The sequence below is a fragment of the Microbacterium sp. AC132 genome, assembly GCF_979258525.1.
Genome location: NZ_OZ409862.1, coordinates 3,438,368 through 3,463,799, shown reverse-complemented (window position 1 = coordinate 3,463,799; position 25,432 = coordinate 3,438,368). Strand labels below are relative to the sequence as shown.

Annotated in this window: 22 protein-coding genes; all 22 read right to left on the bottom strand. The window is 68.3% G+C overall.

Translation table 11 applies throughout. The features are described 5' to 3' along the window. Window positions 1–61 precede the first annotated feature (61 nt). Window positions 62–319, bottom strand: coding sequence for a DNA-directed RNA polymerase subunit omega (rpoZ, locus tag ACZZZQ_RS16740; protein WP_042536631.1), 258 nt, complete (start codon window positions 317–319; stop codon window positions 62–64). Window positions 320–384: 65 nt separating this feature from the next. Then, window positions 385–1,293, bottom strand: coding sequence for a guanylate kinase (gmk, locus tag ACZZZQ_RS16735; RefSeq protein ID WP_463507975.1), 909 nt, complete (start codon window positions 1,291–1,293; stop codon window positions 385–387). Beyond that, entirely contained in the window at window positions 1,286–2,131 is an 846-nt protein-coding gene (pyrF, locus tag ACZZZQ_RS16730; protein ID WP_463507974.1) for an orotidine-5'-phosphate decarboxylase, read from the bottom strand. The genes gmk and pyrF overlap by 8 nt, the downstream gene beginning before the upstream one ends. Beyond that, entirely contained in the window at window positions 2,128–5,415 is a 3,288-nt protein-coding gene (gene carB, locus ACZZZQ_RS16725) for a carbamoyl-phosphate synthase large subunit (protein WP_463507973.1), read from the bottom strand. Before carB ends, pyrF begins: the two co-directional genes overlap by 4 nt. Continuing rightward, entirely contained in the window at window positions 5,415–6,560 is a 1,146-nt protein-coding gene (gene carA, locus ACZZZQ_RS16720) for a glutamine-hydrolyzing carbamoyl-phosphate synthase small subunit (protein ID WP_463507972.1), read from the bottom strand. Before carA ends, carB begins: the two co-directional genes overlap by 1 nt. After that, window positions 6,557–7,084, bottom strand: a complete 528-nt coding sequence (locus ACZZZQ_RS16715; protein WP_320488322.1) for a PH-like domain-containing protein — start codon at window positions 7,082–7,084, stop codon at window positions 6,557–6,559. The genes carA and ACZZZQ_RS16715 overlap by 4 nt, the downstream gene beginning before the upstream one ends. Beyond that, the gene (locus ACZZZQ_RS16710; protein ID WP_463507971.1) at window positions 7,081–8,385 is read right to left on the bottom strand and encodes a dihydroorotase; all 1,305 of its coding nucleotides are present in this window, start codon (window positions 8,383–8,385) and stop codon (window positions 7,081–7,083) included. The genes ACZZZQ_RS16715 and ACZZZQ_RS16710 overlap by 4 nt, the downstream gene beginning before the upstream one ends. Continuing rightward, window positions 8,382–9,347 carry an aspartate carbamoyltransferase catalytic subunit gene (locus ACZZZQ_RS16705; RefSeq protein WP_053096128.1) on the bottom strand — a complete coding sequence of 322 codons (966 nt, stop codon included), beginning with the start codon at window positions 9,345–9,347 and terminating at the stop codon, window positions 8,382–8,384. Before ACZZZQ_RS16705 ends, ACZZZQ_RS16710 begins: the two co-directional genes overlap by 4 nt. Beyond that, window positions 9,344–9,874, bottom strand: a complete 531-nt coding sequence (pyrR, locus tag ACZZZQ_RS16700; protein ID WP_056278772.1) for a bifunctional pyr operon transcriptional regulator/uracil phosphoribosyltransferase PyrR — start codon at window positions 9,872–9,874, stop codon at window positions 9,344–9,346. Before pyrR ends, ACZZZQ_RS16705 begins: the two co-directional genes overlap by 4 nt. A gap of 68 nt (window positions 9,875–9,942) precedes the next feature. Next, window positions 9,943–10,476, bottom strand: coding sequence for a hypothetical protein (locus tag ACZZZQ_RS16695; RefSeq protein ID WP_463507970.1), 534 nt, complete (start codon window positions 10,474–10,476; stop codon window positions 9,943–9,945). A 52-nt stretch (window positions 10,477–10,528) separates the two neighbouring features. Further along, window positions 10,529–12,106, bottom strand: a complete 1,578-nt coding sequence (locus ACZZZQ_RS16690) for a Rieske 2Fe-2S domain-containing protein (RefSeq protein WP_463507969.1) — start codon at window positions 12,104–12,106, stop codon at window positions 10,529–10,531. 75 nt (window positions 12,107–12,181) lie between these two features. After that, a complete protein-coding gene (locus ACZZZQ_RS16685; protein WP_463507968.1) occupies window positions 12,182–15,481 on the bottom strand; it encodes a DEAD/DEAH box helicase in 3,300 nt (1,099 codons plus the stop codon). 56 nt (window positions 15,482–15,537) lie between these two features. After that, window positions 15,538–15,948 (bottom strand): transcription antitermination factor NusB, encoded by a 411-nt coding sequence (nusB, locus tag ACZZZQ_RS16680; RefSeq protein WP_053096135.1) that lies wholly within the window; start codon window positions 15,946–15,948, stop codon window positions 15,538–15,540. A 3-nt stretch (window positions 15,949–15,951) separates the two neighbouring features. Then, window positions 15,952–16,512 carry an elongation factor P gene (gene efp / locus ACZZZQ_RS16675; protein ID WP_053096137.1) on the bottom strand — a complete coding sequence of 187 codons (561 nt, stop codon included), beginning with the start codon at window positions 16,510–16,512 and terminating at the stop codon, window positions 15,952–15,954. Between the two features lie 75 nt (window positions 16,513–16,587). Continuing rightward, the gene (gene aroQ, locus ACZZZQ_RS16670) at window positions 16,588–17,025 is read right to left on the bottom strand and encodes a type II 3-dehydroquinate dehydratase (protein WP_372983530.1); all 438 of its coding nucleotides are present in this window, start codon (window positions 17,023–17,025) and stop codon (window positions 16,588–16,590) included. After that, entirely contained in the window at window positions 17,022–18,110 is a 1,089-nt protein-coding gene (aroB, locus tag ACZZZQ_RS16665; RefSeq protein WP_463496985.1) for a 3-dehydroquinate synthase, read from the bottom strand. Before aroB ends, aroQ begins: the two co-directional genes overlap by 4 nt. Next, on the bottom strand, window positions 18,107–18,625 hold the full coding sequence (locus ACZZZQ_RS16660) for a shikimate kinase (RefSeq protein WP_320488332.1): 519 nt from the start codon (window positions 18,623–18,625) through the stop codon (window positions 18,107–18,109). The genes aroB and ACZZZQ_RS16660 overlap by 4 nt, the downstream gene beginning before the upstream one ends. Further along, a complete protein-coding gene (gene aroC / locus ACZZZQ_RS16655; protein ID WP_463507967.1) occupies window positions 18,609–19,784 on the bottom strand; it encodes a chorismate synthase in 1,176 nt (391 codons plus the stop codon). The genes ACZZZQ_RS16660 and aroC overlap by 17 nt, the downstream gene beginning before the upstream one ends. After that, the gene (locus tag ACZZZQ_RS16650) at window positions 19,688–20,704 is read right to left on the bottom strand and encodes a hypothetical protein (protein ID WP_463507966.1); all 1,017 of its coding nucleotides are present in this window, start codon (window positions 20,702–20,704) and stop codon (window positions 19,688–19,690) included. Before ACZZZQ_RS16650 ends, aroC begins: the two co-directional genes overlap by 97 nt. Further along, window positions 20,701–22,239: an endolytic transglycosylase MltG gene (mltG, locus tag ACZZZQ_RS16645; protein WP_463507965.1), complete on the bottom strand. Its 1,539-nt coding sequence runs from the start codon at window positions 22,237–22,239 to the stop codon at window positions 20,701–20,703. Before mltG ends, ACZZZQ_RS16650 begins: the two co-directional genes overlap by 4 nt. Further along, window positions 22,239–22,715, bottom strand: a complete 477-nt coding sequence (gene ruvX, locus ACZZZQ_RS16640) for a Holliday junction resolvase RuvX (protein WP_463507964.1) — start codon at window positions 22,713–22,715, stop codon at window positions 22,239–22,241. The genes mltG and ruvX overlap by 1 nt, the downstream gene beginning before the upstream one ends. Beyond that, window positions 22,712–25,372 (bottom strand): alanine--tRNA ligase, encoded by a 2,661-nt coding sequence (alaS, locus tag ACZZZQ_RS16635; protein ID WP_363520662.1) that lies wholly within the window; start codon window positions 25,370–25,372, stop codon window positions 22,712–22,714. The genes ruvX and alaS overlap by 4 nt, the downstream gene beginning before the upstream one ends. Window positions 25,373–25,432 lie beyond the last annotated feature (60 nt).

Here is a 25,432-nt window from a genome sequence, read left to right as displayed (position 1 = left end):
GGGGGTGGCTCCCATGATGGACCGCACCGCCGACATCAGTCGGCGGTGCGGTCATCGGACGTCACTCGGCGTGACGGAGGCGGAGCTTGTCCTCGTTGATCTCGTGCAGAGCGATGGTCAGCGGCTTGTCCTCGACGGACGAGTCGACGAGCGGCCCGACGTTGTCGAACAGGTTGCCCTCGTGGAGGTCGGAGTAGTAGTCGTTGATCTGACGGGCGCGCTTGGCGGCGTAGATCACGAGCTCGTACTTCGAGTCGACCCGGTCGAGCAGGTTGTCGATGGGGGGATCGATGATTCCGTTGGTGTGGTGTCCGGCCATGGTGGGACCTCCTGATCAGGCGACGGGATCGTCGCGAAGACGGTGAAGCGGGCGCGCGAAGACGCTCAGCGCGCAGAGCTCGAAGACAATTCTACGACCTCCGCGGCCGCAGCGGCGACGTCCTCGTTCACGATGAGGTGGTCGAACTCGTTCTGCGCCGCCAATTCGACCTTCGCGGTGCGCAGTCTGCGAGCGCGTTCCTCCGCGCCCTCCGTGCCTCGTCCGACCAGCCGCTGGACGAGTTCGTCCCAGGTCGGAGGCAGCAGGAAGATGAGCGTGGCAGCAGGCTCCGCCTTGCGCACCTGGCGCGCGCCCTGCAGGTCGATCTCGAGCAGCACGGTCTTGCCTGCAGCGAGAGCGGCGTCGATCGGAGCCCGCGGCGTGCCGTAGCGCGACTTGTTGTGGACGACGGCGTACTCCAGGAGTTCGTCGTCTGCGATCAGACGGTCGAACTCCGCATCGTCGACGAAGTAGTAGTGCACGCCATCGATCTCGCCAGGTCGCGGTGCGCGCGTCGTCGCCGAGACCGACAGATGGATCTCGGGGTTGTGCTCACGGATGTGGGCGGCGACGGTGCCCTTGCCGACTGCCGTGGGCCCGGCGAGCACGAGCAGACGGCTTCGTGCGCCACGCGGCTCGAGCAGCGGGAAGCGCGCGTCGAGCCACTGCGAGAGCGCCACCCGCTGGCGGACGCCGAGCCCTCCCAGTCGCTTGACCGGCGAGATGTGCAGCTCTGCCAGGATGCGGTCGCGCTTGCCCGCGCCGATCGCGGGGAGAGCGAGCAGGAAGTCCGTGATGCGCATGGACCCCTCGACCGAGTCCGGGTCTGCGGTCGCCCGATCGAGCACGGCCTGCGGTGTCACGACACGCGTGCTCAGATCGCGCTTGAGCGATGCGCGGGCGCGGCGTCGTTCGACCGCCTTGCGTGCGGCGGCAGCGCGGTCGACCTCGGGGACGGGACGGGACTCAGCCACGGCCGGCCTCCCTGTACTCTGCGACGCGGGCGTCGATGGCGGCGGCGAGACCGGCGGGTCCGGCCGAGAGGATGCTGCGGCTCTCGCTCGCGATGACGGCGGCGCTCATCGAACCGAACCGGCGGTGCAGGTCTGACGGCGTCGCACCCTGCGTGCCGAATCCCGGAGCGAGGATGGGTGCCACCGGTGCGAAGGCGGCGATGCCGGCATCCGTCCAGTCCACGGTCGCGCCGATGACGAAGCCGAAGCTGCCCCACTCCCCTGCGGGCGTGTGCTCGGTGTTGCGCGCCGAGACGACCGAGACGATGTCCGCCGAGACGGCACGGCCGGTCTCGGAGATCGAGCGCTGCAGCACCTCGGCTTCGGGGTTGCTCGTGGCAGCCAGCACGAACAGACCCTTGTCGTGCTGATCGGCGAGGGCGAAGGCGCCGTCGAGCGCGCCGACACCCAGGAACGGGTTCACGGTGAGGGCGTCGGTCTCGAGCGGAGACCCCGGGGTGAGCCAGGCAGCCGCGTAGGCGTCCATGGTCGACCCGATGTCGCCGCGCTTGGCATCCGCGATCACGAGGAGGCCGGCGTCCCTCGCAGCCGCGATGACCTCTTCGAGCGCCGCGAATCCTGCGGATCCGAAGCGCTCGAAGAACGACACCTGAGGCTTCACGATCGCGGCACGGCCCGCCGCGGCCTCGACCGTGCGCAGCCCGAACTCCCGGACGCCCGAGGCGTCGTCGCCGAGGCCCCAGGATCCGAGCAGGGCGGCGTGCGGGTCGATGCCCACGCACAGCGGGCCGTGCGCCGCGAGGGCGACACGGACCCGTTCGCCGAAGCGTGCGCTCACACTGCGGCCTTCCGGTCGAGGGCGTACTCCTGCAGGCTCTTCACCTGGAAACCCTCGTGCGCTGCGTCCATACCGCTCACGGCGGCGCCGAGCACCGCCATCGTGGTGAACAGCGCCTTGTCGGCCGCGACAGCCGCCGCGCGGATCTCATAGCCGTCTGCACGCGCCGCGCCCCCGGACGGCGTGTTCACGACGATGTCGATCGAGCCGTCGTTGATGAGGTCGACGATGTTCGTCGCGCCGGACTCCTGGGTCTCGCTGTACTTCTCGACCACCGTCACCGCGATGCCGTTGCGCGAGAGGATCTCGGCAGTGCCCTCGGTGGCCACGATCGTGAACCCCAGCTGCTGCAGGCGATGCGCCGGCAGGATCACGGCGCGCTTGTCGGAGTCCGCGACCGAGATGAACACCGTGCCGGAGGTCGGCATTCCGCCGTACGCGGCCGCCTGGCTCTTGGCGAACGCGGTCGGGAAGTCGCGGTCGATGCCCATGACCTCGCCGGTCGAGCGCATCTCCGGGCCGAGGATCGAGTCGACGGTCTTGCCGTCGGCCGTACGGAACCGCTTGAACGGAAGCACGGCCTCCTTGACCGAGACGGGGGCGTCGAGGGGCACTCGCGAGCCGTCCTGCTCGGGCAGCATGCCCTCGGCGCGGAGCTCCGCGATCGTCGACCCCACCATCACACGGCTCGCGGCCTTGGCCATCGGGATGCCCAGCGCCTTCGAGACGAAGGGCACGGTGCGGCTCGCGCGCGGGTTCGCCTCGATCACGTAGAGGACGCCGGCGCTGATCGCGAACTGCACGTTGAGCAGGCCACGGACGCCCACGCCCTTCGCGATCGCGAGTGTCGCCTCGCGCACCCGGTCGATGTCGGTGCGGCCGAGCGAGACGGGCGGAAGGGTGCAGCTCGAGTCGCCCGAGTGGATGCCGGCCTCTTCGAGGTGCTCCATCACGCCGCCGATGAACAGTTCGGTGCCGTCGTAGAGGGCGTCGACATCGAGCTCGATCGCGTCATCGAGGAAGCGATCGACGAGCAGGGGCTTGCCCTCCTCGATGATGACCTCGCCCGCCGTGCGCACGAAGTACTCGCGCAGCGACTCGGAGCTGTAGACGATCTCCATGCCGCGTCCGCCGAGCACGAAGCTCGGACGCACGAGCACCGGGTATCCGATCTCCTCGGCGACGGCCACCGCGCCGTCCGCGTCCACAGCGGTGCCGTGGCGCGGGGCGATGAGGCCTGCCGTGTCGAGCAGCTGCGAGAACAGCTCGCGCTCCTCGGCGATGTCGATGGCCTCGGGGCTGGTGCCGAGCACCCGGTAGCCGGCTGCCTCGATGCCCTTTGCGAGCCCCAGCGGCGTCTGGCCGCCGAGCTGGCAGACGACTCCGAGGATGGTGCCGCTCGCGGCTTCCGCGTCGAGCACCTCCAGCACGTCCTCCAGCGTGAGCGGCTCGAAGTAGAGCCGGTCGGACGTGTCGTAGTCGGTGGACACCGTCTCGGGGTTGCAGTTGACCATGATGGTCTCGAAGCCGGCATCCGAGAGGGCGAACGACGCGTGCACGCACGAGTAGTCGAACTCGACGCCCTGGCCGATGCGGTTCGGACCCGATCCGATGATCACGACCTTGGTGCGATCCGACGGTGTGACCTCGGTCTCGAAGTCGTAGCTCGAGTAGTGGTACGGCGTGAGAGCCGGGAACTCGCCGGCGCAGGTGTCGACGGTCTTGAACACCGGACGGATGCCGAGTCCGTGGCGCACGCCGCGGATCTCCGCTTCCTTCTCGCCGCGGAGCTCCGCGATCTGCGCGTCGGAGAAGCCGTGCTCCTTGGCGTAGCGCAGCGTGGCCGCGTCGAGCTCCGGCGCCGTGCGCACGATCTCGGCGACCTCGTTGATCAGGACGATCTGGTCGATGAACCAGGGATCGATCGCCGTGGCCTCGAACGCCTGCTCGACCGTCGCGCCCTTGCGCAGCGCCTGCTGGAGAGTGACGATCCGACCGTCCGTCGGGACCTTCGAGATCTCGAGCAGCTCGTCGACGGAACGGCTCTCCGCGCCCCAGTGGAAGCTGGAACCGCGCTTCTCGAGCGAGCGCAGCGCCTTCTGCAGCGCGGTCGCGTAGTTGCGGCCGATCGCCATCGCCTCGCCGACCGACTTCATGGTGGTCGTCAGCGTCGCGTCAGCGGCCGGGAACTTCTCGAACGCGAACCGCGGAACCTTGACGACGACATAGTCGAGCGTGGGTTCGAAGCTCGCGGGGGTGACACCCGTGATGTCGTTCGGGATCTCATCGAGACGGTAGCCGAGCGCCAGCTTCGCGGCGAGTTTCGCGATCGGGAACCCCGTGGCCTTGGAGGCCAGGGCGCTCGAGCGCGAGACGCGAGGGTTCATCTCGATGACGATGATGCGCCCGTTGCTCGGGTCGATGGCGAACTGGATGTTGCAGCCGCCGGTGTCGACGCCCACCGCGCGGATGATGTCGATGCCGATGTCGCGGAGCTTCTGGTATTCGCGGTCCGTGAGCGTCAGAGCGGGAGCCACGGTGATCGAGTCGCCCGTGTGCACGCCGACGGGGTCGACGTTCTCGATCGAGCAGACGACCACCGTGTTGTCGGCGGTGTCGCGCATGAGCTCGAGCTCGTACTCCTTCCAGCCGAGGATCGACTCCTCCAGGAGCACCTCCGTGGTCGGAGAGTCGCGCAGACCGGCACCGCCGATGCGACGCAGATCCGCCTCGTCGTAGGCGAAGCCGGACCCGAGACCGCCCATCGTGAACGAGGGGCGCACGACGAGCGGGTAGCCCAGCTCGGCCGCTCCCTCGAGCAGGTCGTCCATGGTGTGCGCGATGATGCTGCGGGCGACGTCGGCGCCGGCATCGAGGACGAGCTGCTTGAAGATCTGGCGGTCCTCGCCCTTGTTGATGGCTTCGAAGCTCGCACCGATCAGCTCGACGTCGTACTTCTCGAGGATGCCGTGGTTGTGCAACTCGATCGCGGCGTTCAGGGCCGTCTGCCCGCCGAGGGTCGGCAGGATCGCGTCGGGACGCTCCTTCGCGATGATCGTCTCGATGACCTGCCAGGTGATCGGCTCGATGTACGTCGCGTCGGCGAAGTCGGGGTCGGTCATGATCGTCGCCGGGTTGGAGTTGACCAGGATGACCCTCACGCCCTCCTCGCGCAGGACGCGGCAGGCCTGGGTGCCGGAGTAGTCGAACTCGCACGCCTGACCGATGACGATCGGGCCGGAGCCGATGACGAGAACGGAGTTGATGTCGTCGCGCTTGGGCATTACTTGGTGTCCTTCTTGCTGGCGATGACCATGTCACGGAACCGGTCGAAGAGATAGTTGGCGTCGTGCGGTCCGGCCGCAGCCTCCGGGTGGTACTGCACCGAGAACGCCGGGATGTCGAGAGCGCGGAGGCCCTCGACCACGTTGTCGTTCAGGCCGATGTGGCTGACCTCGACCTTGCCGTAGCCCTGGGGGCTGTCGAACGAGCCCTCCAGCGGCGCATCCACGGCGAACCCGTGGTTGTGCGCGGTGATCTCGACGCGTCCGGTGGACTTGTCGAGTACGGGCTGGTTGATGCCGCGGTGCCCGAACGGCAGCTTGTAGGTGCCGAGACCCAGCGCCCTGCCGAGCAGCTGGTTGCCGAAGCAGATGCCGAAGAAGGGCAGCCCGTCGTCGAGCACCGAGCGCAGCAGCTCGACGTGGTCGCCGGAGGCTGCGGGGTCGCCAGGGCCGTTCGAGTAGAAGACGGCGACGGGATCGATCGCACGGATGTCATCGATCGTGACGTTCTGAGGCAGGACGTGCACCTCGAAGCCACGGGCCGCCAGGTTGTCGATCGTGGCCTGCTTGACGCCGAGGTCGAGGACGGCGAGATTGCCGACCCGCTCCCCCATCGCCGTCGTGACCGTGGCGACGTCGACCGAGACCTGCGCCGAGAGGTTCTGGCCGGCCATCTGAGGCGCCTCGCGCACGAGGCGCAGCTGCTCGTCGGCGTCGATCTGCGCGCCCTCGCCCGAGAAGACGCCGCCGCGCATAGACCCGGCAGAGCGGATGTGCCGCGTGATCGATCGGGTGTCGATGCCGCTGATGCCGACGATGCCGTCCCGCTCGAGGATCTCGTCCAGCGAAGCGGTCGCACGCCAGTTCGAGACGACTCGTGAGGGGTCGCGCACGATGTAGCCGGCGACCCAGATGCGACGGGACTCGGGGTCCTCGTCGTTCATGCCGGTGTTGCCGATGTGCGGGGCCGTCTGCAGGACGATCTGGCCCGCGTACGACGGGTCGGTGAGCGTCTCCTGGTATCCGGACATGCCGGTCGAGAAGACGACCTCGCCGAAGGTGGCGCCCAGCGCGCCGTATGCACGGCCGACGTGGCGGGTCCCGTCTTCGAGGACGAGGACGGCGGGTTCGGGGAGGGCTGTCATGACGTTGCTCCTGTGTCGGGGGCGGCGGTGTCGTCCGTGGCGGGGACGAGGCGCTGCAGTTCTGAGATGAAGTTCTGGGGATCGCCGTCGGTGACCCGGAGATACGAGTCGACGATCGTGTCGTCGTCCGCATTCCAGGCGACGCGGACGAGTCCACCCGGTTCGACGACGCGGTCGATCGTCACCGTGGCGCGGTCGACGCTCGCGAGTCGTGCAGAGGCGAGGAAGACGGTCGGCGCACCGTCGAGGCAGAGTGCGAGTCCGCGATCGGTGACCGCAGCCTCTCCCCTGGCGCGATAGGCGAGCGGCCGGATGGCGAGGCGCTCCAGCGGCTGATCGTGCTTCGTCGTCGAGACGTAGAGCACCTCGTGACGGTCGAGGACCTCCGCATGCTCCGGCACGCCCAAGGGAGCCGCCAGACCCGAGTCGCGTCGGAGTCGTCGGCGCCACGCCGTGAACATGGCGACCAGGACGAGTGCCGCCACGGCGATCGTGATCGCGATGGCGATGTCGCGCGTGCTCATGCGTTCAGCTCCTCGACCACGGATCCGCCGTCGACCGTCAGCAGCCCGCGGTGGATCGTGAACTCGACGCGGCCGGGGAGGTCGCGACCGAGGTACGGCGAGTTCACACTCCGACCGTGCAGGTCGGATTCGGTGAAGACGCCGGCGGCGGACGGGTCGTAGAGGGTGATCTGCGCAGCAGCACCGGCCTGCAGGGGCAGCCCATGATCGGACAGACGTCCGATCCGTGCGAGGGCCGCACTCATCACCCGGGCGACGTCCTCCCAGCCGATCAGGCCGGTCTGCACCATCGACTGGTGCACGACGCGCAGGGCGCTCTCGAGTCCGACCATGCCGTTGGCTGCGGCCTGCCACTCGCACGACTTGTGCTCGCTCGGGTGCGGGGCGTGATCGGTCGCCACGATGTCGATGGTGCCGTCGGCGAGGCCCTCGCGCACCGCCATGACATCTTCCTCACGGCGCAGCGGCGGGTTGACCTTGTAGCGGGCGTCGTAGCCGCGCACCAGTTCATCGGTGAGCAGGAGGTGGTGCGGGGTGACCTCGGCCGTGACGTTGATCCCCCGCTTCTTCGCCCAGCGGATGATGTCGACAGAGCCTGCGGTCGACAGGTGGCACACGTGCAGTCGGGATCCGACATGCTCCGCGAGGAGCACATCGCGAGCGATGATCGACTCCTCCGCGACCGCCGGCCATCCGGCGAGTCCGAGCTCGGCCGACACGGTGCCCTCGTTCATCTGGGCGCCCTCGGTGAGGCGTGGATCCTGAGCGTGCTGCGCGATGACTCCGTCGAACGACTTCACATACTCGAGTGCGCGCCGCATGATCAGCGGATCGAAGACGCAGAAGCCGTCGTCGCTGAAGACGCGCACCTGGGCGCGCGAGGTGGCCATCGCACCGAGTTCGGCGAGGCGCTCGCCCTTCTGCCCCACGGTGACGGCGCCGATGGGCTGCACGGTCGCGTACCCGGCGGCCTCGCCCAGGGCGAGCTCCTGCTCGACCACACCGGCCGTGTCCGCGACCGGCGAGGTGTTCGGCATCGCGAACACCGCCGTGAACCCGCCTGCCGCCGCAGCACGGGTCCCGGTGAGGATCGTCTCGGAGGCTTCGTAGCCCGGCTCCCGGAGGTGGGTGTGCAGGTCGACGAGTCCGGGAAGGGCCACCAGGCCGTCGGCGTCGATGACTCGCGCACCGGAGCGGCTCAGTCCGGTGCCGATCTCGGAGATCTGCCCGTTCTCCACGATGATGTCGGCGCGCTCGGCACCGAGAAGCTGTGCTCCGGTGATGACGAGGGTCTCGCTCACTGGTCTCCCCCTCGTTCGTCGTCTCGTTCTCCTGCAAGGAGCAGGTACAGCACCGCCATGCGGATGGACACCCCGTTCGTCACCTGTTCCAGCACTGTCGAGCGCGGGGAATCTGCGGCTTCGGAGGATATCTCCAACCCTCGGTTCATGGGTCCGGGGTGCATCACAATGCTACCGTCCGGAAGGCCGGCCACACGCAGTGCGTCCAGACCCCATCGCCTGGAATACTCCCGCTCAGTGGGGAAATATGCAGCGCTCATCCGTTCGAGCTGGATGCGGAGCATCATCACGGCGTCCGGACCGTCCGCCAGAGCCTGATCGAGGTCGTAGACGACCTTCGCAGGCCAGAGCGAGACGTTCTGCGGCACCAGGGTGGGCGGCGCGACCAGGGTGACCTCGGCGCCGAGCGTGGCGAGCAGCCAGACGTTCGACCGTGCGACGCGGGAGTGGAGCACGTCGCCGACGATCACGACCCGGATGCCGGCGAGATCACGACCGCGGCTGTCGGCGCCGAAGCGCCGTTTGCGGATCGTGAACGCGTCGAGGAGAGCCTGGGTCGGATGCTCGTGCGTGCCGTCGCCGGCGTTCACGACTCCGGCGGAGATCCACCCGCTGGTCGCGAGGGTCTGCGGGGCGCCGGAGGCTGGATGGCGGATGACGACCGCATCCGCTCCCATCGCCTGCAGCGTCTGGGCGGTGTCCTTGAGGCTCTCGCCCTTCGACACGCTCGAGCCCTTGGCTGCGAAGTTGATCACATCGGCTGAGAGGCGCTTTGCAGCGGCTTCGAAGGAGATGCGGGTGCGGGTCGAGTCCTCGAAGAACAGATTCACGACCGTCTTGCCGCGAAGGGTCGGAAGCTTCTTGACCTCGCGCGACTGGGTGTCGGACATGTCTTCGGCGACATCGAGGATGCGTAGAGCCGACTCTCGGTCGAGGGTGCGGGTATCCAGCAGGTGTCTCATGCTTCGATCGTCACCTCTTCGGTGCCGTCGTGCTCGGTCAGCCGGACGTTGACGCGCTCCTGGCGAGACGACGGGATGTTCTTGCCGACGAAGTCGGGGCGGATCGGGAGTTCCCGGTGGCCGCGATCGACGAGGATCGCGAGGCGGACGATCGACGGGCGACCGATCGACTGCAGCGCGTCGAGTGCGGCGCGGATGCTGCGGCCGGAGAACAGCACGTCGTCGACGAGGACGACGGTCCTGCCGTCGATCCCGCCGGCAGGGATGTCCGTGGGCCGCGGAGAACGCGTCGGCTGCGAGGCGAGGTCGTCACGGAAGAGGGTGACGTCCAAAGCCCCCACGGGAACGGTGGTCTGCGCGATGGCGCCGATCGCTGCGGACAGGCGGTGGGCGAGAGTGACGCCGCGGGTCGGAATGCCCAGCAGGACGAGGTTCTCAGCCCCTCGATTGGATTCGAGGATCTCGTGCGCGATACGGGTGAGAGCCCGCGAGATATCGGCTTCGTGCAGCACGGTTCGTGCAGACATCGGCCGCTCCCTTCTCCGCCTCACAGGACGGTGTTAAAGGTTGCTTGATGGCACCAGTCTAGCGTGCGTCAGTGCCAGCCGAGGACCTCTCGGACGACCGCCTGCGAGACGGGGGAACCGTCATCCGGGACTCCGGCGAGCGATTCGTGCGAGAGCATCGCGCCTTCCAGGCCCGCTGCCGCGGTGATCTGCTCGAGGGCGTCGCGCACGCGAGGAGCCGCGGCTCTCGAGTAGGGCGGCGCACCGCGACGCGAGGTGTGGGGAAAGACGATCAGCTCCGACACGAGGGGTCCGACGGGACGGGAGGCGACGACGACCAGCGTCGGCGACAGCACACGCTGGAACGCCCGGGGGACGGGGAACGGGAGTTCGTCGATCACGAACCCGAGCAGTGCGCGCCTCTTCGACTTCTCCTCGTCCCCGATCTCCAGCGCGACGGCCGTCCACTCGGATCCGCGGCCTCTCAGCTTCTCGTCGAAGCCATCATGCCGTTGCTCGAAACCGGCGTCCTCGAGGAATTCCACGGCCACCCGGATCAGCCGTTCCGGCGTGGAGCGGGTGATCCATCGAGCCCCGCGGAGAGGCCCCGTGAACATCGGCATCGGCGTTCGAGCGTCGCGCCCCGATCCGTGCGGGTGCGAGGAACGAACCACGTCAGCTGGCCTCGCGAAGCACTGCGTCGGTGACCTCGTCGATCTTCGTGGAGCGGATCGGGTGGCCGCTCGTCGACAGGCAGCGGCCTGTGTTGAGGTCCCACTTCCAATCGTGCATGCTGCAGGTCAGGATGCCGTCGTCGTCGACCTTTCCGGTCTTGGTCAGGTCGGCGCGCAGGTGGGGGCAGCGACGCTGCACGACCCAGTCGCCGATCTCGGCATCCTCGGTCTGGTCCGTCTGCTCCTGATACCAGTTCTCGACGTACTCGATGCGATCGACCGAGAGGCACTTGAGGAACGTCGTGAGGAACTCGTTGAACTTTCCGCTGCGCCCCACCTCGAACTGCATCGAGAGGAAGATCGAGTTCGACCAGTCGATCTCGTGGTCGCGGATGTTCGTCGAGACGAGGTCGGCGGGGATCGTGTACCAGTAGATGCACTCCTCGCCCGCGTACTCGCGAACCTTCGCGCGGGGGAAGTCCACGACCATGTCGAGGTCGCCGATCCTGAAGCGCACGCATCCCCCGACTCCGAGCCGGATGGTGCGCGACTTCTTCAGCAGCGGCTCCCACCAGGTCTTCAGCTCCTCGAGCATCTCGGCGGCGGGCATGACCTCGGCGCGCGACGCCTCCTCGTCACGGATCTCCCGCTGTCGGGAGGCGCGCTGCTCCTCGAGGTAGTCCCACTTCTCGTCGAAGATGTGGGCGAGCTCGGCCTCGGTGTAGAGCGACTGCTCGGTGGACACGGAGCCGCCCTCGACGGTGACCACCGTGCCCGGCACGAACAGATGTCCGTCGTACTGGGGCGAGAGCTCCTTCATGTGGGCCAGGAACTGCTTCTGGTCGGTGAAGATCGATTCGCCGTTGCGCCCGACGCCGTTGAAATCGAAGAGCTCGTCGCGCAGGAACATCGGCGGACCGGCCATCGGGAAGACGTGAGGCGCGTCCACCTTGTCGATGTAGTACATCGCCCGCTTGTTCTGCGCGTCGCGCTTGAGCTTCGCGAAGTTCTGCTTCGCATCCAGCGGCAGGTCATAGACCATGGGCCACCAGATCGCACCCGAGACCTGCGTGAAGTACGCGTCGGGCTTGCCGAAGTGCAGCAACGTGTCGAGATCGAGCGGGTGCGAGTCGTTCTGGTTGAGCACCGAGCCGGTGCCGTCGTCGACGCTCAGCGACGAGTCTCCGATGGGTCCGTCGCTCGGAGCGCGCAGCGGAGTGATCATGATCTTCAGATCGCCGCGCTCGATGATCTCGCCGGCCGGGGCGTAGGTGATGTTCGTGTAGCCCAGCGCCCTGATGTCCTGCTCGAGGTCATCGATCGGGTACTCGGGCAGCAGCACCTCGATGTCCTTGCGGATGTAGCGCTCGAGGAGCCGGGGATCGAAGTGGTCGCGGTGCCGGTGCGAGATGTACAGGAAGTCCGCTTCGCGTCCGAAACGCTCCCAGTCGAGCCCGCGGTTGTCGGGGAACGGGAACCACGAGCCGAAGAACGAGGGCCCGAGAACCGGGTCGCAGATGATGTTCCCGCCGACCGTCTCGATGAACATCCCGGCGTGGCCGAGTCCCGTGATCCGCATGCATTCCTCCTGAAGTGAACCGTTCGATTCTACCGACGGGGTCCTGGGCGGACGCGGTGACCCGGCCGGGAGAAATCACGCGCCGTCGAACAGACCCTTGATGTCGTCTGCGGTGAGGGACTGCGCGAACAGCTCGTCGTCGTCCATCACCGCGGTGAAGAGCCTGGCCTTGCGGCGCTGCAGCTCGAGCACCTTCTCTTCGATCGTGCCGGTCGAGATCATCCGGTAGACGAACACCTGATTGGTCTGACCGATGCGGTGCGTCCGGTCGATCGCCTGCTCCTCGGCCGCGGGATTCCACCACGGATCGAGGAGGAACACGTAGTCGGCTTCCGTCAGCGTGAGTCCGAACCCACCCGCCTTCAAGCTGATGAGGAAGACCGGCTGCTCCCCCGACTTGAAGCCGTCGATCACCTGCTCTCTGCGGCGCGTCGAGCCGTCGAGATGCGCATACGGGATGCCGGCGGCCTCGAGCCGGGCAGCCGCGAGGTCGAGGAACGACGTGAACTGGCTGAAGACCAGAGCACGGTGCCCTTCGGCCTGCAGTTCGGCGACGCGCTCGAGCAGTGTGTCGAGCTTGCTCGACCCGATCTCGGCGTCGGCCTCGTCGACCAGCGCGGGAGCGAGACTCAGCATGCGCAGCAGGGTGAGCGAGCGGAACACGATGAAGCGGTTGCGATCGAGGTCGTCGATCAGCCCCAGGACCTTCTGCCGTTCGCGCTGCAGCACGACGTCGTAGAGGGCCCTGTGCGCCGGACTCAGCTCGACCTCGAGCAGTTGCTCCTGCTTCGCCGGCAGGTCGGGAGCGACGAGCTCTTTGGTACGTCGCAGCATCAGGGGTCTCACTCGACGACGCAGCTGAGCGAGGCGCCGCGCGCGGTACTCGCCGCCCTCCTCGTTCTCGGGCACCTTGCCCTTCTCGATCGGCTGGATGTAGCGGTCCTTGAACTTCCGAGCCGAGGGGAACAGGCCGGGGGCGGCGAGCTTGAGCAGCGACCACAGCTCGGAGAGGCTGTTCTCCATCGGGGTTCCCGTGACCGCGTACGTGACGTCGGCATGGAATGTCGAGATGGCGCGGTGGAGCCGCGTCTTGGGGTTCTTGACGAACTGGGCCTCATCGAGGATCAGTCCGGCCCACTCGATCTCGCGGAACTCCTCTTCGTCTAGTCGGGCGACCGTGTACGAGCTCACGACGAGATCGCTCGACCGGGCCGCCGCCCTCAGGACGTCGGCCCGTTTCCCGCTCGTGCTGTCGACGATGGAGACACGAAGCCCGGGAGTGAATCGGGCCGCCTCCGACCGCCACGTGCTCAGGACAGACGTGGGGGCCAGCACCAGGAACGGTCTCGTCTCGCCGGCATCCCGCGTGTGCTGGACGAACGTGAGGAGCTGCAGGGTCTTGCCCAGGCCCATGTCGTCGGCGAGGACCCCGCCCAGTCGGTGACGCCACAGGAAGACAAGCCAGTCGAAGCCGGCCTTCTGATAAGGGCGGAGATCGGCCTGCACTCCCGCAGGAACGGGCGTCGGCGGAACCCCCGTGGCCTGACGGAGCCCGTCGGCCGTGGCGCGCCAGCTGACAGCCGGCTGGGCCTCGTCGGCGAGGTCTTCGAACTCCTCCCACAGATCGGTCTGGTAGCGGCTGATGCGCGGACCGGTCTCCCACTCGTCGAGCTCGCCCGCCTCCTCGATGAGATCACGCAGACGATCCAGCGACGGGTGGTTGAGCGAGAAGTAGCCGCCGTCGGAGAGGAGCAGCTTCTTGCGCCCCCTGCTCAGCGCCGTGAACAGCGGTCCGAACGGGATGAGTCGACCGTCGATCGTCACGAGGATGCCGAGATCGAACCAGTCCGAGTCGGTCGATTCGACGGTCGTGACTTTGACCTCAGGATCCCCCGTCAGCTCGCGATACGCCTTGCGTTCTCCGTGGGACTCGACGCGGACGCCCACAGCCTCGAGCGCGGGAACGCCTTCCGCGATGAACGCCGCCGCATCGATGTCGTGGAACGAACCGCTCGGGCGGAAGCTCGTCGTGCGGAACTCCTGCCATGCCGCCTCGATCGCCGCGCGTCTGGTCGTCTCGCTCTCGGCATCTCGCACCGCTGCGTCATTCCACGCGAACGGCACTCGGCCGAACGGACCGTACGACCACTCGAATGCGTAGCTGACGACGTCGCCGCGCTCGTAGCTGACCGTGAGCACCGCCTCCGGTTCGGGCACGTCGGGAAGCGCGACCTCCCCGACCGTGCGCACGGTGCTGCGCCGGGCCAGAAGCGGATAGGCGTCGGCGATGAACGCCTGCTCGTCGTCCGCCGGCACGAGGATAGGGTCGGAGGCCGCGAGCAGGGCACGTGTCTGCTCGCTCAACGACACTTCGGCGAGGACGACCTCGATCCGCGCACCCACGAGGCTCGCCGCGTAGACACCCGTACGACCGATCGGATGCACCTCGCGGGCGGGAATCACTCGATCGTCGATGCGCACGTCGGCGGCGACCTCCAGAGCACCCTCCTCGGTGCGACTGATCTTCGCGGAGACGTCGGCCGCGGATGCGATCCGCACCGAGGCGCTCTTCTGACTGGGAACGAGAGGGATTCCGACGTCGGTGGCCGATCGGAGGTGCCTCCACAGCAGCGGCGACTCGACCTGGTCGAGGACGAGCCACTCGCCGGCATTGCCGGAGAGCAGCGAGTCCCGCGAGATGCTGAGGAGATCCCCGAACCAGCGGTTCTGGTCGCGACCGAACTGCGAGGCGTCGCGACGGACCGCATCCCAGCCTGCGCCGCCCTGGATCCATGCACCGGTCTGCGCGCTGCGCATCATCGGGCGGATCGCCAGAAGCAGCTCACCGCTCGGGCGGGCGAGATCGCGCGCGGTCGCCGCCCGGACGGGGCGCGGCCCCCAGTGGTTCTCGCTCCGAGACTCACGGTGACGCAGTTCGATGCCGAGAGCGAGGCGCTGCGGGTGCTGCGACACCGCAGGGTCGAGCAGGGTCCGCCACGACGCCACTGCGGCGGTGCGCGGTGCGGCGGGCTTCTGCTCCGCGTCGGGCTGCCGCTGGAGAGCCGCGGCCTGCTGCGAGTACTCGTGCACATTGGACGCGAGCAGCGTGGCGACCACGTGCTTGCAGCCGCTCCGCACCGGGCAGGTGCAGCGGGTCGTCCGAACCCGTCTCGTCCCGTTGGACGAGAGGAAGACGATCTCGGTCACATACTGGGCGTCCGAGCTGCCGCGCACATGGCCCTCGAGTTCGAGCAGATCCTCGTGCCACACCACGTCGAGCACATTGCCCTCGCGGAAGTACGCGAGACCGCGCTGGTAGCCCCCGACATCGGTGATCTGCATGAGGTCGCGAAGATCGACGTGCGGCGCGGGCATGGCCCCATCCTTCCCGCGGCCTCCGACATCTCGGAGACCGCGTCCCGAGTCGTCGCTCAGGCCGCGCGAGAGACGCGTGCGAGCACGCCGTGCACGAACGCGCCCGAATCGTCGGTCGAGAACTCCTTGGCGAGTTCGACCGCCTCATCGATGGCGACAGCGGTCGGCACCGCGTCATTGAACAGGATCTCCCAGACGCCGATGCGCAGCAGCGCGCGATCGACCGCGGGCATGCGCTCGATCCTCCAATCGCGGCTGTGGGTCGTGATCTGCTCGTCGATCTCGTCGTGGTGGTCGATGATGCCGTCCACCACCTCACGGGCGTAGAGCCAGGAGGCCTCGCGAGCGGGTTCGCTCGCGGCGCGCTTGGCCTCTGCGGCCAGGGTCACCGCGATCTCGTCTCCACGGACGTCGGCGGAGAACAGGATGTCGAGTGCGCGCTTGCGCGCTTTCGTACGGGCGCTCACGCCTTACTTCTCGCGACCGAGGTAGTCGCCGGTGCGCGTGTCGACCTTGACCTTGGTGCCGGTCTCGACGAAGAGCGGCACCTGGATCTCGTAGCCCGTCTCGAGCGTGGCCGGCTTCGTTCCCGCCGACGAGCGGTCGCCCTGCACACCGGGCTCGCTGTAGGTGATCTCGAGGATCACGGACGCGGGGAGATCGATGTACAGCGGGTTGCCGTTGTTGAGCGCGATCGTGACCTGCTGGTTCTCGAGCAGGAAGTTCTTCGCGTCGCCGACGGTCGCAGCGGGGACCGTGATCTGGTCGTAGTCCGTCTGGTCCATAAACACGTACCCGTCACCATCGGTGTAGAGGTAGGTGAAGTCGCGACGGTCGACGTTCTCGATCTCGACCTTGGCGCCGGCGTTGAACGTCTTGTCGACGACCTTTCCGGTCATGACGTTCTTCAGCTTGGTGCGCACGAAGGCGCCACCCTTGCCGGGCTTGACGTGCTGGAACTCGACGACGCTCCAGAGCTGCCGCTCGATGCTCAGGACGACGCCGTTCTTGATGTCTGCGGTAGATGCCATGCGCTGGACTTTCCGTTTCTCGAGTCTGGGGGCCGCTCGCGTCCGGTCTGGACTGGGGTGGGCCGAGAGTCGATTCTACGGGATCAGCGCTGCGAGCTGCCGCACGGCGCTCGCGTAGCCGTCGACACCCTCGCCGATGACCCGCACCGCAGCGACATCGTGCAGGTACGAGTGGTGCCGGAACTCCTCACGTGCGTACACGTCGGAGATGTGCACCTCGGCGAACGGCAGCGCGACTCCCGTGAGCGCATCGCGCAGCGACACGCTCGTGTGCGTGAGCCCGCCCGGATTGATGATGATCGCCGCGCAGTCCGCGCGCGCGGCATGGATCTCGTCGATCAGCACACCCTCGTGATTGCTCTGCACAGCGCGGATCTCGAAGCCCTCGGCTGCGGCCGCCTGAGCGGTGAGTCGCTCCACATCGGCGAGCGTCGCCGTGCCGTAGACCTCGGGCTCGCGACTGCCGAGCAGGTTGAGGTTCGGCCCGTTGACGAGCAGGATGCGGCGGGTCATTCGCCGATCTCCTGGTACGCGGCGAAGAGCAGCGACTCATCGGGTGCCTGCAGCACGGTGGGCTTCGCGATGTCGTCGAGGAGGATGAAGCGCAGCATGCCGCCGCGGCTCTTCTTGTCGCGCTGCATCGTCGCCAGCAGCTGCGGCCACGCACCGGCACGGTAGCCGGTCGGAAGGCCCAGCGACTCGAGGATCGTGCGGTGGCGCTCCGCTGCGGAGTCCGACAGTCGCCCCGCGAGTCGCGACAGCTCGGCGGCGTACAGCATGCCGATCGAGATCGCCGCGCCGTGCCGCCAGCGGTAGCGCTCGGCATGCTCGATGGCGTGGCCGAGCGTATGGCCGTAGTTGAGGATCTCGCGCTGCCCCGCCTCGCGGAAGTCGTCCGAGACGACCTGGGCCTTCATGTCGATCGCGAGCTCGACCGCACGCCGGAACTCCGGTGTGGTCGAGTCGACGGCGCGCACCGGATCGGCTTCGATGATGTCGAGGATCTCCGGTGCCCAGATGAACCCCGCCTTCACCACCTCGGCGAATCCGGCGGTCGCCTCGTTCGGGCTGAGGCTCGCCAGCTCGTCGAGATCGCCGATCACCGCACGGGGAGCCCAGAACGCTCCGACGAGGTTCTTGCCCTCAGCCGTGTTGATCCCCGTCTTGCCGCCCACGGAGGCATCGACGAGGCCGAGCACGGTGGTGGGCACCTGCACGAGCTGCACGCCGCGAAGCCAGGTCGCCGCGACGAATCCGGCGAGGTCGGTCACGGCGCCTCCGCCGTATCCGACGACCGCGTCCGAGCGCGTGAAGTCAGCCTGCCCCATGACCTGCCAGCAGAAGGCGGCGACCTCGATGCGCTTGCCCTGCTCGGCATCCGGCACCTCGGCGAGCAGGACCTCCCGCGGACCGTTCTCGACATCGGCGAGCAGCCTGTCACGAAGCTCTGCCGCACGCGCGGCCAGGGTCGGCGGGTGGACGACCAGCACCTTGCGGACTCCGGGATCGAGTGCCGCGGACACCCGATCGAGGATCCCCCGCCCGATGGCGATGTCGTAGGGGTTCTCGCCCGTCACGCTGATGGTTGTCGTAGTCATCCCAGTTCTCTCCTCCACGCCGCGATGTCGTCGGCGATGCGCTGCATGGGGCGCCGCGACGTGTCGAACGTCACGGATGCCACCTCGTCATACCAGTCTCGACGTTCTTCGAAGATCTGCGTCCATCGCCCGACAGGGTCGTCGCCCGCGAGCAGCGGTCGGCCGCCGCTCTGTATGCGGTCAGCCACCGCTGCGGGGGTGACCGTCAGGAAGACGACCGGGTGGTCGAGCAGCAGCCTCCTGGTCTCAGGGTCGGTCACCGCTCCCCCGCCCAGCGAGATCACGCCGCCCGCACGCAGCGCCTCTGCGACCTCGGCCCGTTCGAGCGCGCGGAAATGCGACTCCCCGTGCTCCTCGAAGATCAGGGGGATCGGGCCGTGCACCGCGACCACCCGCTTGTCCGTGTCGACGAACGGGACGCCGAGCTTGCGCGCGACACGACGACCGACGCTGGTCTTGCCCGCCGCCATCGGGCCGACGAGCACCAGCGACAGCAGGTCAGCCGCGCTCGTCATGCGCGATGAGCGCTGCCTCGGACGCAGGCGTCGTCCGCAGCTCGGCCGGGATCGCAGCGAGGTAGGCGTCGAGGTTGCGGCGCGTCTCGCCGATGCTGTCGCCGCCGAACTTCTCGAGCACGGCGTTGGCGAGCTCGACGGCGACCATGGCCTCGGCCACGACGCCTGCCGCAGGCACGGCGCACACGTCGGATCGCTGATGGTGCGCCGTGGCATCCTCGCCGGACGCGATGTCGATCGTGCGCAGCGCGTGCGGCACGGTGGCGATCGGCTTCATGCCTGCACGGACGCGCAACACCGTGCCCGTCGACATCCCGCCCTCGGTGCCTCCGGCGCGGTCGGAGCCGCGCGAGATGCCGTCTGCCGTCGCGAACAGCTCGTCGTGAGCCGCGGATCCGCGTCGTCGTGTGGTCTCGAAGCCGTCGCCGACCTCCACGCCCTTGATGGCCTGGATGCTCATGAGAGCCTGCGCCAGCCGCGCGTCCAGACGGCGATCCCAGTGGACGTGCGAGCCGAGTCCGGGCGGAAGACCGTAGGCGAGCACCTCGACGATCCCGCCGAGCGTGTCGCCGTCCTTCTTCGCGTCATCGACCTCGGCCACCATCAGGGCGGAGGTCGACGCGTCGAAGCAGCGCAGCGGATCGGCGTCCAGCCGGTCCACGTCGTCCGGGGTCGGCAGCGCGGCGCCGTCGGGCACGCGCACCGGTCCGATCGAGAGGGTGTGGCTGACGAGACGGATGCCCAGCTCGCCGAGGAACGAGCGCGCGATGGCGCCGAGCGCCACCCTGGCCGCCGTCTCTCGGGCGCTGGCGCGTTCGAGGATGGGTCGAGCCTCGTCGAAGTCGTACTTCTGCATGCCGACGAGATCGGCGTGTCCCGGCCGCGGGCGGGTCAGCGGTGCGCTCCGGCCACGCGACCTGTCTGTCAGCTCGACCGGCTCCGGGTTCATGACCTCGATCCACTTCGGCCACTCCGTGTTGCCGATGCGAAGAGCGATCGGGCTTCCGAGCGTCTTGCCGTGGCGGACGCCGCCCGAGATCGTCAGCTCGTCCTGCTCGAACTTCATGCGGGAGCCTCGACCGTAGCCGAGTTTGCGTCGTGCGAGATCGGCCTGGATCGCCTCGGAGGACACCGGGACGCCCGAAGGCAGACCCTCCATGACGGCAATGAGTTCTGGGCCGTGCGATTCGCCGGCCGTGAGCACGCGGAGCATTGGTCTAGTCTCCCACGCGTTTCGCCTCGGATCGTGCCGCGTGACGGCCGGTGACTACAGGGCGGCTTCCATCGCGGCGACCACGACCTCCTCCGCGGGGAGCGGAACGCTCTGGTCTCCGTGCAGGAAGATGCGGATCTGGCGCACGGCCTGACGCAGCAGCATCGCCTCCCCGGAGACGGCCCGCCCCCGCGCCACACCGATGCGAGCGCCGACGGCCAGGGTGAGTACGCGACGTCGAACAGCGCGCCCCCGCTCTCGCTGAGGCGCGCTGACGTCGCCTCGTCCAGCACGGAGCCTCCGGGGAGCGTCGCGACGGTGAGCCCGACATCGTCGGCGTCGGCATCGAACGTCGAGGTCGTGATCGAGACGCCGAGTCTCCGTCCGAGAGCCACCAGTCCGGCTGCCCGTTCGGGACGGCGCGCCCGCACATCGACAGTGCGGGCCCCGGCCTCGACGCACGCGACCAGAGCCGAGGATGCCGTGGCGCCGGCGCCGAGGATGCGGACATCACCGATTCCCCGAAGGTCCTGCTCGCCCAGGGCGTCGAGGATCCCGCCGACATCGGTGTTGAAGCCGCGGATGCCGTCGGTGAGCAGCAGCGTGTTCACTGCTCCGGTGAGGTCGGCATAGCGGTCGTGCGTGACCGACGCGCTGTGCGCCTTCTCCTTCAGCGGCATCGTGAGCGAGAGCCCCCGCCACGAGTCGTCCAGAGTGGCCAGAGTCGTGTCGAACGCCACGTCGTCGACCTGGCGACGCGTGTACTCCCAATCGAGGCCCAGCGCACGGTAGGCGGCCGCGTGCAGCTGCGGAGACTTGGAGTGCGCGATCGGGTCGCCCCAGACTGCGAGCCGCGCGGAGCTCATCCGGCCGAGCAACCCCCGTCGGGGTTCTCCTGACACCACTGCTCCCACTTCTCGACTCCCTGCAGGTGCTCCTCGTAGGTGACCGAGAACTGGGTCTCTCCGGTGGCGAGGTTCGTCGTCACGAAGTAGAGCCAGGGGCCGTCTGCGGGGTGCATGGCCGCGTCGATCGCAGCGAAGCTCGGGCTCGCGATCGGCGTGACCGGCAGGCCGGTGTGCACGTAGGTGTTCCAGGGATTGTCGTCCTCGAGCGCCTCGGCCGAACTCGACACGACGCCCTCGTGCAGCGAACCGTAGCCGTACTGCGCCGTCGAGTCCATCTGCAGCTTCATGTCGATGTCGAGGCGGTTCTCGATCACACGAGACACCTTCGGGAAGTCTGCGGTGAGGCCCTCACGTTGGATGATCGAGGCGATCGTGAGCACGCGTTGAGCGTCCTCCGCCGGCACCCCGGCCTCTGTCAGCGATTCCTTCGTGCGGTCGACCATCCGCTGGATGACCTGGGTGGCGGTGACTCCCGGATCGAACGTGTAGACGGCCGGGAACAGCCACCCCTCGAGGCTCTGCGCGGTCACGCCGTAGGTCGCAGGGTCGGCGTCGACCGCCGCCTGGAGCTCCTCGATGGGCATGCCGAGCGATTCGGCCATGTCGGGCAGGGAGGATTCGATGGTCGCGCCCTCGCCCACGCTCGCCGAGTTCTCGCGCTTGTTGGCGGGGTCCTGCAGCGCCTCGAGCGCCGCCTCGGCTGTCATCTTCTCCTTCAGGCTGTAGATGCCCGGATAGAAGGTGACCGCGACGTTCTCGGTGACCAGGTAGTCGTAGAAGACGTCCTCCGTGCGCGTGACGCCCGCTTCGTAGAGCGCGGTGGACACGGGAGCGCCGGTGTCGCCCTCATGGATGGTGACGAGCACCTCGCCGGATGCGAGCCCGGGCTCCCAGTCCTTGGGGTCGCCCCATCCGAGCGCCTCGCTGATCTTGTCGCCGTAGGTGCCCCACGCCCAGAATCCCGCGCCGACGATGCCGCCGATCACGGCGAGGACGATGACGAGCGCCACCAGGCAGCCCGTGCGGCGCTTCTTCTTCGCGGGCGCTGGGTGGCCGGCATCGTGTTCCGGATGCGCGTGGAAGAGGTCTTCGAGGCGTCCGCCTGCTGCCGCGCTCCCCGACGCGGCGCCCACCGCGGCGCCGGCGGGCGCTTCCGACCCCGAGCCGGATTCGGCTCGGTCCGCGGCCGCCTCGCCGACGGAGGACTCGCTGTCGGAAAGTCGGGGGGCAACGGGCTCGTCCGCGGACAGTACGGGCATCGCCCTGGTCGACGCATCGTCCGACGACGAGCGGTCCGCGGGGGTGCCGGCTGGCCCGGCCGGAGCCCCCGGCTGCGCAGCCGCGGCTTCACGCGCCGCCCGGCGCGACCCTGGAGCGGGCGGGGTGTTGTCGACCGTCGGGATCTGCGGCGACGGGTCGGGAAGGTTCTCGAACAGATCGCCCAGACGGGCATCCGGATCGTGCTGAGGCGAAGCGCTCTCGCGTTCGGGCATTATCGGGGGGACTCCTCGTCGAGCGGAATCGTGGCACCGGGCGGGTTTCCGGTGCTCTTCTCCGTGTCGATCGCCTGCTGCAGCAGGATCACCGCGGCGATCTGATCCACAATGCTACGAGACTTCTTCTGTGTTCTGCCCGAAGAACGCAGAGCGGCGTGTGCGGTGACGGTGCTGAGGCGCTCGTCGACGAGCCGGACGGGAGTGCCCGTCTGCGCCTGCAGAGCCGCGGCGAACTCGCGCGCGTCGGTCGTCGACGCGGTATCGGTGCCCTGCAGATTGACTGGCAGCCCGACCACGAACTCGAGCACGTCGAAGTCCTCGGCGATCGCGGCGATCCTGTCGATCGACGTGTCGTTGCGCTGCACGGTCTCGACCGGCACCGCGAGCATGCCGTCCGGATCGCAGCGGGCGACGCCGACCCGGGCACGCCCGACATCGACACCGAGCCGCACGCCGCGGCGGAAGCCGCTCACGCTGACTGCAGCTCCTGCGACACGGCCTCGAGCGCTGCCTGCAGGGCGGCGACATCCGTGCCACCACCCTGAGCGACGTCGTCACGACCTCCGCCGCCGCCGCCGAGTACGGAGGCGGCGCGCTTCGCGAGGGCACCGGCCTTCGCTCCGGCGGTGCGCGCGGCATCGTTCGTCGCGACGACCACCACCGGGCGTCCGTTCACGACAGCGCCGAGAGCGACGACGGCGGGGTCGGAACCGAGACGGTCGCGGACGCCGAGGACGAGCTCGCGCACATCGTCGGCCGACGCCACCTCACCGAGCGACTGCGCGGCCACACGGAACGCGCCGACGCGGTTCGCGGCATCGGCGATGGCCGGGACACGGCCCGCGCGCTCCTTGGACTCGAACTGGGCGATGCGCTTCTCGGCCGCCTTGAGGCTGGCGGAGAGATCCGCGATGCGCTCGGCGAGCTGGTCGCGAGGGGTCTTGAGCGAGGTGGTCAGCTGCGACACGAGCGCGCGTTCTGCAGCGAGCTCGCGGAACGCGTCCTGGCCGACCAGCGCCTCGATGCGGCGGTTCGACGCGCCGACCGACGACTCGCCGACGACGCTGACGAGGCCGATCTCGGCACTCGTGGTGACGTGCGTGCCCGCGCAGAGTTCGCGCGACCACGGACCGCCGATGTCGACCATCCGCACGACGTCGCCGTACTTCTCACCGAAGAGCGCCATAGCACCGGCCTCCTTCGCCTCGTCGAGCGTCACGATGCGAGTCGTGACCTCGAGGGCGTCGTTGACCGCGCGGTTGGTGATCTCCTCGATCTCGGTGCGCGTGTCGGCCGAGAGAGCCTGAGACCACGAGAAGTCGAAACGCATGTACCCGGCACGGTTGAGCGAACCGGCCTGCGTGGCGGTCGGTCCGAGCGTGTCACGCAGCGCCGCATGCACGAGGTGCGTCGCCGAGTGCGCCTGCCTGGCGGCGCGTCGGTTGGCGGCGTCGACGACCGTGGTCGCGGGGTCGTCCACGGCTACAGCCCCGCGAGTGACCTCGACCGTGTGGCTGATCAGACCGGGCACCGGACGCTGCACATCGAGCACCTCGAGCTCGTAGCCCGGCCCGACGATGACGCCCTTGTCGGCGACCTGACCGCCGGACTCGGCGTAGAGAGTCGTCTCGGCGAGCACGACCTCGGCGATCTGTCCCTCTGAGGCGGTGCGGGCCGGCTGTCCGTCGACCAGGATGCCGAGGATGCGCGAGTCGACCTCCAGCTCGGAGTAGCCGTCGAAGCCCGTCTCGCCCAGCGCACGGAGATCGCGGTACACCGAGACGTCCGCGAGCTGACGCTTGCGATTGCGTGCGTCAGCTTTGGCGCGCGAGCGCTGCTCCTGCATCAGGGTGTCGAACGCCTCACGGTCGACCGCGAGACCGGCTTCCTCAGCGACCTCGAGCGTGAGATCGATCGGGAAGCCGTACGTGTCGTGCAGCAGAAACGCCTCGGAGCCGCTCAGCGCCGCCCCGCCGCCCTTCTTCGTCTCGTCCAGCGCGAGATCGAGGATCGTCGACCCCTGCGCCAGAGTGCGCCGGAAGGTCTCCTCCTCGGCGAAGGCGGAGGCCGAGAGAGTCGACCATTCCTTCTCGAGCACCGGGTATGCCGACTTCATGGCATCACGGGACGTGGCGAAGAGCTCGGGGAAGACCGGCTCGTCGACGCCGAGCAGACGCATCGAGCGCACCGTGCGCCGCATGAGGCGGCGGAGGATGTATCCGCGGCCCTCATTGGACGGGCGGACGCCGTCGGACAGCAGCATGAGGGACGAGCGCACGTGGTCGGCCACGACACGGAAGCGCACGTCGTCTTCGTGGACGGCACCGTAACGGCGGCCGGAGAGCTCGACCGCGCGATCGAGGACCGGGCGCACCTGATCCGTCTCGTACATGTTCTCGACGCCCTGCTTGAGGAACGCGACGCGCTCGAGTCCCATGCCGGTGTCGATGTTCTTCTGTGGCAGCTCGCCCACGATGTCGAACTCGGTCTTGCCGCGGATGTTGTCGATGAAGTCCTGCATGAACACGAGGTTCCAGATCTCGAGGAACCGCGAGTCGTCGGCCGCGGGGCCGCCGTCCTTGCCGTACGCGGGACCTCGGTCGAAGAAGATCTCGCTGTCGGGGCCACCGGGACCGGGCTGACCGGTGTTCCAGTAGTTGTCCGCACGCCCCAGACGCTGGATGCGCTCCGGCTTCAGGCCGATGATGTCGCGCCAGATGGCCTCAGCCTCGTCGTCGGTCTCGTAGACGGTGACCCAGAGGTCTTTCTCGTCGAAACCGAGGCCGCCGTCTGCCTCCGAGCTCGTCAGCAGCTCCCACGCGTAGCGGATCGCGCCCTCTTTGAAGTAGTCGCCGAAGGACCAGTTGCCCATCATCTGGAAGAAGGTGCCGTGACGCGCGGTCTTCCCGACTTCTTCGATGTCGTTGGTGCGGATGCACTTCTGCAGGTCCGCGATGCGCGGGTGCGGCGCGGGCACGACTCCGGTGAGGTACGGGATCATCGGCACCATTCCTGCGACCGTGAACAGCAGCGACGGATCGTCGCTGACCAGAGAGGCCGAGGGGACGATGACGTGGTCGTTCTTCTCGAAGAAGTCGAGATAGCGCTGCGCGATCTCCGCAGTTTTCATAGGGGTGCCAGGTGTCCTTGCGTACAGGGTGTGGAGGGGCGGGACGATGATGCGGCAGCG